12 protein-coding genes and 1 tRNA gene are annotated in these 11,554 nt (G+C 69.8%); 8 read left to right on the forward strand and 5 right to left on the reverse strand.

From position 1 onward, the window contains the following. Positions 1–11: 11 nt before the first annotated feature. Complete coding sequence (locus Q9R19_RS12575; RefSeq protein ID WP_311256738.1) at positions 12–614, reverse strand: helix-turn-helix domain-containing protein; 603 nt, start codon at positions 612–614, stop codon at positions 12–14. Positions 615–699: 85 nt separating this feature from the next. Here Q9R19_RS12575 and Q9R19_RS12580 point away from each other — a divergent pair, with 85 nt between their 5' ends. Then, a complete protein-coding gene (locus tag Q9R19_RS12580; RefSeq protein WP_311256739.1) occupies positions 700–1,578 on the forward strand; it encodes an aldo/keto reductase in 879 nt (292 codons plus the stop codon). 78 nt (positions 1,579–1,656) lie between these two features. On the opposite strand, the gene Q9R19_RS12585 is transcribed toward Q9R19_RS12580, so the two are convergent. From Q9R19_RS12585 to Q9R19_RS12595, 3 genes are all read right to left on the reverse strand, one after another. Continuing rightward, a tRNA-Pro gene (locus Q9R19_RS12585) sits at positions 1,657–1,730 on the reverse strand. Between the two features lie 66 nt (positions 1,731–1,796). Further along, positions 1,797–2,735: a metallophosphoesterase gene (locus Q9R19_RS12590; protein WP_311256740.1), complete on the reverse strand. Its 939-nt coding sequence runs from the start codon at positions 2,733–2,735 to the stop codon at positions 1,797–1,799. Continuing rightward, the gene (locus Q9R19_RS12595) at positions 2,732–5,311 is read right to left on the reverse strand and encodes a transglycosylase domain-containing protein (RefSeq protein ID WP_311256741.1); all 2,580 of its coding nucleotides are present in this window, start codon (positions 5,309–5,311) and stop codon (positions 2,732–2,734) included. Before Q9R19_RS12595 ends, Q9R19_RS12590 begins: the two co-directional genes overlap by 4 nt. Before the next feature lie 85 nt (positions 5,312–5,396). Between Q9R19_RS12595 and Q9R19_RS12600 the strand changes: the two genes are divergently transcribed. Beyond that, a complete protein-coding gene (locus tag Q9R19_RS12600) occupies positions 5,397–5,624 on the forward strand; it encodes a hypothetical protein (RefSeq protein WP_311256742.1) in 228 nt (75 codons plus the stop codon). Next, positions 5,621–6,079 (forward strand): RidA family protein, encoded by a 459-nt coding sequence (locus Q9R19_RS12605; protein ID WP_311256743.1) that lies wholly within the window; start codon positions 5,621–5,623, stop codon positions 6,077–6,079. The genes Q9R19_RS12600 and Q9R19_RS12605 overlap by 4 nt, the downstream gene beginning before the upstream one ends. A 24-nt stretch (positions 6,080–6,103) precedes the next feature. On the opposite strand, the gene acs is transcribed toward Q9R19_RS12605, so the two are convergent. Beyond that, positions 6,104–8,074: an acetate--CoA ligase gene (gene acs / locus Q9R19_RS12610; RefSeq protein ID WP_311256744.1), complete on the reverse strand. Its 1,971-nt coding sequence runs from the start codon at positions 8,072–8,074 to the stop codon at positions 6,104–6,106. A gap of 405 nt (positions 8,075–8,479) precedes the next feature. On the opposite strand from acs, the gene Q9R19_RS12615 reads away from it, so the two are divergent. The 5 genes from Q9R19_RS12615 to Q9R19_RS12635 all read left to right on the forward strand — a co-directional run bounded on the left by Q9R19_RS12615 (position 8,480) and on the right by Q9R19_RS12635 (position 11,448). Continuing rightward, a complete protein-coding gene (locus Q9R19_RS12615) occupies positions 8,480–9,484 on the forward strand; it encodes a TadA family conjugal transfer-associated ATPase (protein ID WP_311256745.1) in 1,005 nt (334 codons plus the stop codon). Then, positions 9,478–10,392, forward strand: coding sequence for a type II secretion system F family protein (locus Q9R19_RS12620; protein ID WP_311256746.1), 915 nt, complete (start codon positions 9,478–9,480; stop codon positions 10,390–10,392). Before Q9R19_RS12615 ends, Q9R19_RS12620 begins: the two co-directional genes overlap by 7 nt. A 79-nt stretch (positions 10,393–10,471) precedes the next feature. Continuing rightward, positions 10,472–10,684 (forward strand): DUF4244 domain-containing protein, encoded by a 213-nt coding sequence (locus Q9R19_RS12625; protein WP_311256747.1) that lies wholly within the window; start codon positions 10,472–10,474, stop codon positions 10,682–10,684. Next, positions 10,681–11,067 carry a TadE family type IV pilus minor pilin gene (locus Q9R19_RS12630; protein WP_311256748.1) on the forward strand — a complete coding sequence of 129 codons (387 nt, stop codon included), beginning with the start codon at positions 10,681–10,683 and terminating at the stop codon, positions 11,065–11,067. The genes Q9R19_RS12625 and Q9R19_RS12630 overlap by 4 nt, the downstream gene beginning before the upstream one ends. A 54-nt stretch (positions 11,068–11,121) precedes the next feature. Continuing rightward, the gene (locus tag Q9R19_RS12635; protein ID WP_311256749.1) at positions 11,122–11,448 is read left to right on the forward strand and encodes an Rv3654c family TadE-like protein; all 327 of its coding nucleotides are present in this window, start codon (positions 11,122–11,124) and stop codon (positions 11,446–11,448) included. Positions 11,449–11,554 lie beyond the last annotated feature (106 nt).

Genomic DNA, 11,554 nt, shown 5'->3' on the forward strand with positions numbered 1-11,554 from the left:
GTGCCTCCAGCCTATTCGAGTGCGGGGACGTCGCCCGCATGCGCGATCAGCGCATGGAGCAGCAGATCGAAGAGCCGGTCGAGCTGAGCGCGCCCGCCGGCCACCTCGGTGGCCATGATCAGACCGACGATGGCGGTGATGACATCGTCGGGACTCACATCGGCGCGCAGGGTTCCGTCCTCACGTCCGGCGCGCACGAGCAGGTCGATCGCCCCGGCGAGCCGCCGGCGTGATGCCGGCGCGGTGACCACGCCGGTGTCGATCAGCGCACGAAGGGCGTCGCCGAGCTCGTGCTTGGCGTCGACGTGGTCGGCCATGCGGTTCATCCACTCCCGCAGGGCGCGGTCCGCCGGCATCCGGGCCGCGAGTGCTCCCGCCGACTCGCACAGCTGCTCCACGTCGTCGCGGTAGAGCGCTTCGGTCAGCGCGTCCCGAGTGGGGAAGTGGCGGTACAGCGTGCCGATGCCGACGCCCGCCTGCTGCGCGATCCGATCCAGCGTCGCCGGGCGGCCGGTGCGGCGCGCCTCCGAGAACGCCTCGCGGGCCGCGTGCAGCAGGCGCTCGCGGTTTCGCTGCGCGTCCGCGCGAGGTCGCCGGGTGTCGTCTTCAGTCATGCGGAGGGGCCTCCGGTTCTGTTAGTCTGCCCAGTGAAACGGAGCTTCCTCCGAATCAACACCAGTGTCTCACGAAGGGAACAACATGGATCTCGATCACGGCACCACCGTGTCGCTCTGCGGGCGTCCCGTCTCACGCATGGGGTATGGCGCCATGCAGCTCACCCACGGCGGCCGAGTCGGCCCCGACGCCGCCGCCGCCGTGCTCAGACGGGCCGTCGACCTGGGCGTGAATCACATCGACACCTCGTGGTTCTACGGCGCGGGAGCCTGCAACGCGCTCGTGCGGACAGCGCTCGCTCCGTTCGGCGGCGACCTGGTCGTGGGAGTCAAGCTCGGCGTGGACAACGCCCCCGACGGCAGCCTGATCGCCGCGCAGCATCCGAGCCAGCTGCGCAGCCAGGTGGAGGACAACCTGACCTCGCTGGGCACCGAGCGGCTCGAGCTGGCCTATCTGCGCCGGCTCGACGTGGCACCGGGGATCGTCGCCGAGGGGGAGCAGCGGGTCGACATCGACGCGCAGCTGGCCGAGCTCATGGCGCTGCGTGATGAGGGGAAGATCGGCGCGATCGGGCTGAGCCACGTCGACGCGGCGCAGGTCCGGCATGCCGCGCCGATCGGCATCGCCGCCGTGCAGAACGGCTACAACGTGCTCGAGCGCGCCGCCGAGCCCGTGCTCGACGAGTGCCGGAGGAGCGAGATCGCCTGGGTGCCCTATTTTCCGCTCGGCTCAGGATTCGCCGATCGCCGCAGAGTCACCGACGACGCGACGGTCATCGCGATCGCGGAAGAACTGGACGTCACCGCCTCGCAGGTAGGGCTCGCGTGGCTGCTCGCGCACGAGCGGCGCACGGTGCTGATCCCCGGCACCGTGAGCATCGCGCACCTGGAGCAGAACATGGCCGCAGCTGATCTGGAGCTGGGAGAGGATGCACTGGCGCGGCTGGACGCCCTCGGGCAGTGAGGGATGCCGCGCGTGCGGAGCGCAGTGACGGAGAAGCCGCAGGACCCCGCCCTGAGGGCGGGGTCCTGCGGCGTTGAGTCGGGGTGACAGGATTTGAACCTGCGGCCTCTTCGTCCCGAACGAAGCGCGCTACCAAGCTGCGCCACACCCCGTTGTTGCAACCGTTCGAGTCTACATGGCAACGGCGGCGACGACCAATCGGCGGACAGTGACCGCAGTCACGCCGTCCGCGGCGTGAGCGTGAGCAGGGTCGCCTCGGGGCGGCAGGCGAAGCGCACGGGAGCGTAGATCGAGTGTCCGCAGCCGGCGCTCACGTTCAGGGGAACGGTGCGCCCACCGTGCGACCAGGTGCTCAAGCCCTTGGCCTGCTTCAGCGGGATGTCGCAGTTCGCGACCAGAGCGCCGTAGCCGGGCAGGCAGACCTGCCCGCCGTGCGTGTGGCCGGCGAACACGGCATCCGCTCCCAGCTCCACGAACTCGTTCAGCACGCGCTGGTACGGCGCGTGCGCGACGGCGAGCACGGATGCTCCCGCCGGCCGCTTGCCGAGGGCATCCAGCGCGGCAGGGAGGACCTCCAGCTGATCCCAGCCGTTGTGCGGGTCGTCCACGCCCAGGAAGTCGATCGCGTTGCCGGCGACCTCCAGGCGCACCGCGGCGTTGTTCAGGTCGCGCCAGCCGAGCTCGTCGGTGAAGAACGCGTCCATCGCCGCGGTGTCGAGCAGCTGCGGATCGCGGGGCTTGTCCGAGGGACCCATGAAGTACTTGAACGGGTTGCGCGGAGATGGCCGCAGCACGTCGTTGGAGCCGTGCACGAACACGCCGGGGATCCCGGCGAGCGGCGCGAACGCACGACGGATGCCGGTCAGGCCCTCGGTGTGACCGAGATTGTCGCCCGTGTTGATCACGAGATCGGGCTCGAGGGCGGCGAGCGATGCCAGCCAGGCCTGCTTGCGGTGCTGCCAGGGCGCCATGTGTGCGTCCGACAGATGCAGCACGCGGATCGGATTGCTGCCGGGAGCGAGGGCCGGTGCGGTCACCTCACGGACGGTGAACAGGTAGCGCTCGATCCCGATGCCCCACACCGCCGCCGCGACGCCCGCGGCCCCCACCGCGCTGAGCGCGATGAGGGCCGGGTGCGCGGAGTTTCGAAAGCTCAATCCCTGTCGCCTTCGCAGAGCACCGAGACCGTGCTGCCCGGAGGCGCCGAGGAATCACCCGACGGATTCTGCGCGATGACGGTGGACCCGCCGCGGCAGTGCTCGCCGTCGACCTCGAAGCCGGCCTTCTTGAGCTTGTTCTTTGCGCTGCTGAACTTGGAGTCGACGACGTTCGGAACGTCGGCCGACGGAGCCTTACCGGTACTGGGGGACAGCGTCACGGTCGTGCCGCCGGCCACCCGACCCGCGCCGGGGCTCTGCTCGGCGACCAGGCCCTTGCCGACGGTGCTGTCGATCGCGTCGCCGACGTTCACGGAGAACCCGGCCGCCTCGAGCGTGCTCCTCGCATCGTCGATGGACTGTCCGACAACGCTCGGCAGATCCTTCAGCACGTGGCGGGTCAGGTTGCTGTCCGGGCTGGGGAACCTGGTGCCCGGGTAGGCCATGTCAGTGGCGTGCTGCAACGCCTTCGAGACGGTGTAGCGGACGGTGTTCAACGGCCGCCCGTTGTACCACTGGGACCCGAGCTGATACTCCGCGCCGTTGACCTTGCCGGCGTATACGAAGGTCGCGGCCTTCGTGCTGGACATCGCCATCGCCGTTCCCCACGACTGGTGGGTACCGGTCTTGCCGATGAGCGGAGTTCCGTCGTAGGGGTTCGCAGGGCCACCCGTACCGCCGTTCATGACGCCCTGCAGAGCGTAGGCGGCCGTTGCTGCGACCTCGGGCGAGAGCACCTGCTTGCAGGATGCTTCGGGAGTCGGGATCTCCTCGCCGTCGATGCCGACGATCTTGTCGATCGCGCGAGGCTCGCAGAAGATGCCCTTGTTGGCCACGGTCGCGTAGGCACCGGCCATCTGGATCGGCGCGATCGGCTTCGAGCCGAGCACGGACGGATACGGATCATTCGGAGACTTGTCGCTGGGATTCACCTCAGTGGTCGCCGCCATGTTCCCGTAGTGCACGCCCAGGGAGGTCGCCGTCTTGTTGATCTCGCACAGGTCGAGCTCCTGGGCCATCGCCAGGAAGCCGGTGTTGAGAGAGGTGCGGGTGAAGTCCATCACGTTGGACACCCGCCCGTTGCCCGAGAAGTTGTCGATCTTGGCGGTGTTGATGTACGGGGCGCCGCACTTGGTGAAATCCTTGAAGACACGTGTACGTGCGTCAAGCACCTCGTTGACCGAATGGCCCTGCTTCAGCCACTCCAGCAGCGTGAAGAGCTTGTAGGTGGACCCGCCGGGGAAGCCGATCGACTGTCCGTGCTTCTTGTCGGCGGCATAGATCAGGCTGGTGTGGCCGTGCGCGGCATCGGCATTGGCCTTCTCGTCGAAGGTGGTGTTCTGCACGATGGCGAGTATGCGGCCCGTGTCCGCCTCGATCGTGACGCCCGTGGCGCCGAAGCTCTTACCTTCGAGGTAAGGCGGGGCATACGCAGTCATCGCTTCGCTGCCGGGCTGCTGCACGCGCATGTCCAGCGTCGTGTACACCTTCAGGCCGCCACGACGCAGCTTGTCGGGGCCGAGTGACTTGTCGTTCTCGATGACGTTCTTCACGTACTGGCAGAAGTAGGCCTGCTTGCCCGCGGTCTGGCAGCCCTGGGTCGACGGGTGGATGTCAGGGGTGATCGGCAGCGCCTTCGCGTCATCGTGCTGCTGCTTGGTGATCTTGCCGTCTTTGAGCATGCGGTCGAGCACGTAGTTGCGGCGGAGCTCCGTGTCGGCGTAGCCGTCTTCCTTGGAGTTGCGCGCCTTGCCGTCCTTGTCGGTCCAGCTGCCTTCCTTGCGGTCGAAGCGGAAACGGTTCGGGTTCTGCACGATGCCGGCCAGGATGGCCGCCTGATCGAGCGTGAGGTTCTTGGCGGTGGTGCCGAAGTAGTAGTTCGCGGCCGCCTCGACGCCGTAGGTCTGGCCGCCGAAGTTCGCCACGTTCAGGTAGCCGAGCAGGATGTCGTTCTTCGAGTAGTCCTTCTCGATCTGGATCGCGTACCGCATCTCCTGCAGCTTGCGCTCGATGCCGTCCGCGCCCTTCGCCTCGCTCGCCTCGATCCAGCAGTTGCGGATCTCGGCGTCGTAGTCGTACTCCGTCGAGTTGGGGGAGAACTTCTGCTCGCACTGCTGGATGAGCACGTTCTTGACGAACTGCTGCGTGATGGTCGAGGCGCCTCGCGACGACGTTCTGCGCAGGTTGTCGTACACGGCCTTCACGGTGGCGCCGAGATTCACGCCGCCGTGCTGGTAGTAGTTCTTGTCCTCGCTGGAGAGCAGGGCGTCGTACATCAGCGGGGAGACCTGGTCGAAGGTCACGGGAACGCGGTTCTGGTCGTAGAACCGGGCCAGCTCGAAGGTCTTGCCGTCGGTGCCGGTGGCGTACAGCACGCTCGGCTCCATCGGGTTGCCGGGCGTCAGGCTGTCGGGCAGGTTCTCGAAGATCGTGAGGGCCTGCGATCCGCTGACACCGGCGATGGCGATGGCGGGGGTGACGGCGGCCGTGGCCAGCACACCCGCGACGGCGCTCAGGCCCACCAGACCCAGCAGTCCGCCCAGGACACCCTTCACCGTGCGATTCGTTTGAGGCATACGCTTGATGCTAGGGGAGTTCCCTGAATAGAAGCCTCGATGCGCGGCATCCGAATCCTGCGCGTCGACGACACGCAGGAGTGCCATGACCACGTGGGAGTATCTGACCACGCCGCTGCTGATCCACAACACCGCGGCCATCCTGAACAACTGGGGCAAGCAGGGCTGGGAGCTCGTGCAGGTGGTGCAGGGCCCCGAGGGCGGCCTGGTCGCCTACTTCAAGCGTCCGGTCACCGACGACTCCGCCGCCAACACCGGCCTCGCGGCAGCTGCGGAAGCGTCGCGCCAGTTCGAGGAAGGAGCGCGGCCGTGAGCGTCACCGCCCGTCTTCAGGAGCTCGGCATCGCGCTTCCCGCCGTCGCCGCACCCGTCGCCGCCTACGTTCCCGCCGTGGTCCACGGCGACGTCGTCTACACCTCGGGCCAGCTGCCGTTCGTCGACGGTGTGCTGCCGGCTACCGGCAAGGTCGGCGCCGAGGTGGATGCCGAGGCGGCCAAAGGCTGCGCCCGCACCTGCGCGCTGAACGCGCTGGCCGCCGCCGCGGAGGCCGCGGGCGGAGTGGACCGGATCGTGGGAGTGCTCCGGGTGGGCGGCTTCGTGGCATCCGATCCCGCCTTCACCGGCCAGCCCGGCGTGATCAACGGTGCCAGCGAGGTGCTCGGCGAGATCTTCGGCGACGCCGGCAGGCACGTCCGCGCCGCGGTCGGCGTGAACGTGCTCCCGCTGGACACCCCCGTCGAGGTCGAGGTCGCCTTCCTCCTCGCCTGATCTCTTCGACGTGGGGCAGACGAGCTACTTCACCTGGCTCGTGATCGTGCTCATCACCATGGTGTCGGCCAGCGTGGTCGTGTCGCCGACCTCGCGGCCCTCGGCGACGTCGCGCAGCAGACGGCGCATGATCTTGCCCGAGCGGGTCTTGGGCAGCTCGTTGACCAGGTACACGTCGCGAGGACGCGCGATCGGCCCGATCTGCTGCCCCACCCAGGTCCGCAGCTCGGCGACGAGCTCCTCCGGGGTGCCGCTGTCCAGGAAGCGCTGCTTGATGATCACGAACGCCACCACCGCCTGACCGGTGGTCTCGTCGTTCGCGCCCACCACGGCCGCCTCCGCGGTGGCCTCGTGCGCCACCAGCGACGACTCGATCTCGGTGGTCGACAGGCGGTGGCCGGACACGTTCATCACATCATCGACGCGGCCGAGCAGCCACAGGTCGCCGTCCTCGTCCAGACGTGCGCCGTCGCCGGCGAAGTAGTAGCCCTTGTCCTGGAACTTCTCCCAGTACGTCTCCTTGAACCGTTCCGGGTCGCCCCAGATGCCGCGCAGCATCGACGGCCAGGGCTCGGTGATCACCAGCAGCCCGCCGTTGCCGTTGCCCACCTCGTTGCCGTCGTCGTCCACGACGTCGATCGAGATGCCAGGCAGCGGCACCTGCGCGGAACCGGGCTTGGTCGCCGTGATGCCGGGCAGCGGGCTGACCATGATCGCGCCGGTCTCGGTCTGCCACCACGTGTCGACGATCGGCGTCGCATCCGCACCGATCACCTCGCGGTACCACATCCACGCCTCGGGGTTGATGGGCTCGCCCACCGAGCCGAGCAGGCGCAGACTCGACAGGTCGAACTGCTGCGGGATCTGCCGTCCGGTCTTCATGAACGAGCGGATCGCCGTGGGCGCGGTGTAGAAGATGGTCACGCCGTACTTCTGGATCAGCTCCCACCAGCGGCCCGGATGCGGGGCATCCGGCGTTCCCTCGTACATCAGCTGCGTGGCGCCGTTGGCCAGCGGCCCGTACGTCACGTACGAGTGCCCGGTCACCCAGCCGATGTCGGCGGTGCACCAGAACACGTCGGTCTCTGGATGCAGATCGAACACGTACTTGTGCGTGTACGCGGCCTGGGCGAGATAGCCCCCGCTGGTGTGCAGGATGCCCTTGGGCTTGCCGGTCGTGCCGGAGGTGTACAGGATGAACAGCGGGTTCTCGGCGCCGAACGCCTGCGCCTCGTGATCGGCGGATGCCTGGGGCACCACGTCGTGCCACCAGATGTCGCGCTCGTCGGTCCAGTCCACCTCGTTCTCGCCCCGCTTGACGACCAGGACGTGCTCGACGGTGGCCTGCTCGCCCTCGCCGTGCCGGTCGCTGAGTGCCTGGTCGACGGCGGGCTTGAGGGCGGAGACCTTGCCCTTGCGCCAGCCGCCGTCGGCGGTGATGACCAGCTTCGCGCCGGCGTCGTCGATGCGCGAACGCAGGCTGTCGGCGCTGAAGCCGCCGAAGACGACCGAGTGGATGGCGCCCAGGCGGGCGACCGCCAGCATGGAGACGACCGCCTCGGGGATCATCGGCAGGTAGATGGCGACGCGGTCGCCGTGACCGATGCCGAGCTCGGCCAGCACGTTGGCGGTGCGCTTGACCTCGTCGGTCAGCTCGGCGTAGGTGATGCTGCGGGAGTCTCCCGGCTCGCCCTCCCAGTGGATGGCCACGCGATCGCCGTTGCCTGCTTCGACGTGGCGGTCCAGGCAGTTGTAGGCGACGTTCAGCTCGCCGTCATCGAACCACTTCGCGAACGGCGGGTTCGACCAGTCGAGCACCTGCGTGAACGGCTTGCTCCAGGTGAGCAGCTCGCGGGCCTGGTCACCCCAGAAGGCCTCGCGGTCGGTGGCGGCGCGGTCGTACAGGGCCGGGTCGTCGATGGTCTGGGCGACGAACGCGTCAGAGGGTGGGAACTTCCGCGACTCGTCGAGGAGGTGGTCGATCTGGCTGCTCATGGCACTTCGCTCCTTTGCGCGGGGTGATCGGTCGTGGCGCGCACGACCCGGGACACGGCGAATCTAGTCGCGCCTGGCAAGAAGGCCTACTGTCGAAAGTCGGTAGTGCGCGTCGTTTGCGTCGGCCATCGACCCTGCATACACTGACCTCGGCCGAATCCTATTCCGGCTTCAGCGCGCCCGCGATACCCCCCGGATGCGGGCCTGCGCGCCTGGACGGCACCTCATTCCCCCCGTGAGGTGCCGTCCTCTGGCATCCGGGGTCGGGAGGGGGTCGGATGCCGCGGGCACGACGGCCCCGAGCCGGCGTCCGACTCGTGTGCACAATCCCGCAATCCCGCGGGTTGTGCACAGGACGCGGGTTTCCGCCATCCGGAGGTCGGCCGGCCCGCTTAGCGTCGTGGCATGCCAGCTCAGTTTGTGCTCCGTCCGCGGGCGCACCAGCATCCATCGGCCCCCGATGAACGCGTCGCCCCGGTGGCCGATCCCGCATTCGGAAGCCTCGCTGCGCACGTGCAGGACCCGCAGGTCACGGACATCTTCGTCAACGGCGCGAGCGGTCTGTTCGTGGACCGGGGTGCGGGAGCGGAGCGCATCGCCGACTGGCGGGCGTCCGAGCGCGAGGTGCGCGAGCTGGCCGTCGCGCTGGTGGGCGCGGGCGGGCGGCACCTCGACGACCAGTCCCCGTGCGTCGACGTGCGCCTGGACGGCGGCATCCGCGTGCACGCCGTGCTCGCCCCGGTGTCCACCACCGGCACGGCGCTGTCGATCCGCGTACCGCGCGTGCTGGGCGCCGATCTCGACGCGCTCGCCGCCGCCGGAACCTTCACCCCCGCACAGCGCGCGTGGCTCGGGCGGCTGGTCACCGAGCGCGCGAACATCCTGATCACCGGCGGCACGGGCACCGGCAAGACCACGCTGCTGACGGCCCTGCTGTCGCAGGCGGCGCCCGGCGAGCGGATCGTGACGATCGAAGACGTCGCCGAGCTGCGACCCCGGCATCCGCACCACGTCTCGCTCGAGGCGCGCCAGCCCAATCTCGAAGGCGCCGGGCGGATCACCCTCGCCATGCTGGTGCGCGAGTCGCTGCGGATGCGACCGGACCGGCTGGTGGTCGGCGAGTGCCGCGGCGAGGAAGTGCGCGAGCTGCTGACCGCGCTGAACACGGGCCACGACGGCGGTGCCGGAACGCTGCACGCCAGCGGACTGACCGATGTCCCGGCGCGGCTGGAGGCGCTCGGGGCGCTGGCGGGCATGGATGCCACGGCGCTGGCGCGCCAGGTGGTCAGCGCCTTCACGATCGTGCTGCACCTGGAGCGCGACTCCGGCGGACGCCGCCGGATCGCGATGGCGGGCCGGTTCACGCTGGAGGGCGAGCGGCTGGGGATCGCGCAGGTGGAGCCGTGGTGATCCGCGGGCTGCCGGGCCGCGGGGGAGCAGCGGATGCCGGGGATACCGCTGCCGCGGCGGCCTCCAGCGTGCGCACCCTGGCGGTGCTGCTGCAGGCCGGCTCGCGACCGGTGGACGCGTGGCGGCACCTGGCCGACACGGGCGACCCGGTCGCACTGCGCGTCGTGGAGCGCTGCGCGGCCGGAGCCGACCCGGCCTGCGCGATCGATGCGGAGGGCGGCACCTGGTCGGACGTCGCCGCGGCCTGGGAGATCGCCACGATCGTGGGCGCCCCGCTGGCCGACGTGCTGCGCTCGCTCGCGGAATCGCTGCAGGATGCCGCAGCCGCCGCCGACGATGTGCGCATCGCCCTGGCCGAGCCGACCGGCACCGCCCGGCTTCTGCTCTGGCTGCCGTTCGCCGGACTGCTGCTCGGCTTCGCACTCGGTTTCGACACGATCGGCGTTCTCGTCGCGAACCCGCTCGGCATCGCCTGCGTGGTCGCAGGAGTCGCGCTGGTGCTGGCCGCCCGACTGTGGACCGCGCGGCTGGTGCGACGCGCGGCCGCGAGCCCCGGCACCCCGGGGATGCACGCCGAACTCGTCGCCGTCGCCCTGTCGGGCGGAGTCGGGATTCCGCGGGCGCTGCGGCTGGTGGAGCACAGCAGTGCCGGCCTCGCCGACGACCGCACGACGACCGACTCCGTGCTCGAGCTGTCGCACTCGGCCGGCGTGCCCGCGGGAACGCTGCTGCGCGCCTCGGCCGCGCAGCAGCGACAGGAGGCACGGGTGCAGGGACGCATACGCGCGGCCCGGCTGTCGTCCGCGCTGCTGCTGCCGCTCGGAGCCTGCACGCTGCCCGCCTTCCTGCTGCTGGGCGTCGCCCCGCTGATGCTCAGCGTGCTGAGCTCCACACCGCTGCCGATCTGAACAGGAACGACGGAGCAACGAATGCGAACCACAGAGATCTCAACCAACCACAGAGAGAAGAAGAGAGAGAAGGAATCCCATGACCGATGACACGAGCAACGACCTGCCCGAGCTGACCAGGGCGCGAGCCGTGCGGCTCTTCACCGACGAATCAGGAGCGGCGACCGCGGAGTACGCCATCACCACGATGGCGGCCGTGGCCTTCGCCGGCCTGCTGGTGGTGATCATGCGCTCCGACGAGGTGCGCGGCATCCTCACCGACCTGGTGCGACGGGCGCTGACGGTGTCATGACGCCACGCCGCCGACGGCGGGTGGTGCGGTGCGCCGGCGCCCCGCGGAGCGCGCCACGCGGCGACCGCGGCTCGATCGCCGCCGAACTGGCGATCGCGCTGCCCGCCGTGCTGCTCGCCCTGCTGCTGGGCGTCGGCGCACTGCACGCGGCCGCCACTCAGGTGATGCTGCAGGATGCCGCCGCTGATGCCGCCCGTCTGCTCGGACGCGGCGAGAGCGTCGCACGCGCGCGCGCCGCGGTCGGCGTGGTCGACGGCGCGGCATTCGCCTCACGACCACAGGGCGACCTGGTCTGCGTGACCGCGTCGCTCGACGTGCACGTGGGTCGGCTGATCAGCATCCCGCTCCGCGCCGCAAGCTGCGCGCTCGACGGCGGGCTGTGAACCGCACGGACACGCCGCGCTCACCGGACGACACCGTCCCGAGAGGAGGATCCCATGGCCGGAACCGCGCTCGCCGCCGGCGTCCTGGCCGTCGCCGCGACGCTGTCGGTCGGGCTGGCGGCCGTCGGGGGCGCCGCCGTCACCGCGCAGCGCGCGTCGGGTGCCGCGGATGCTGCGGCGCTCGCCGCCGCGGACGCGGCCTCTGGCGCCGTCATCACCGACGAGGACCCGTGCGCGCTCGCGGCGCGCGTCGCGACGGCGTCCGGCGCTGCGCTGACCGGATGCCGCACCGACGGCCTCACGGCCACCGTGCGGATCGAAGCCGCGTACGCTGGACTCGTCGCCGTCTCCCGCGCCCGCGCAGGGCAACCCGAGGGATGACGACGGCGAACCACTCCCGCCTCCGCACACGGCGCCGTCGGCGCCGCGTCGGTGCGATGCTGTGTCTGCAGCAGGAACGCGGTGTGTATGGTGTGCTTCGAAGAAA

This window comes from Microbacterium sp. ARD32, from assembly GCF_031844385.1.
Lineage (GTDB): Bacteria > Actinomycetota > Actinomycetes > Actinomycetales > Microbacteriaceae > Microbacterium.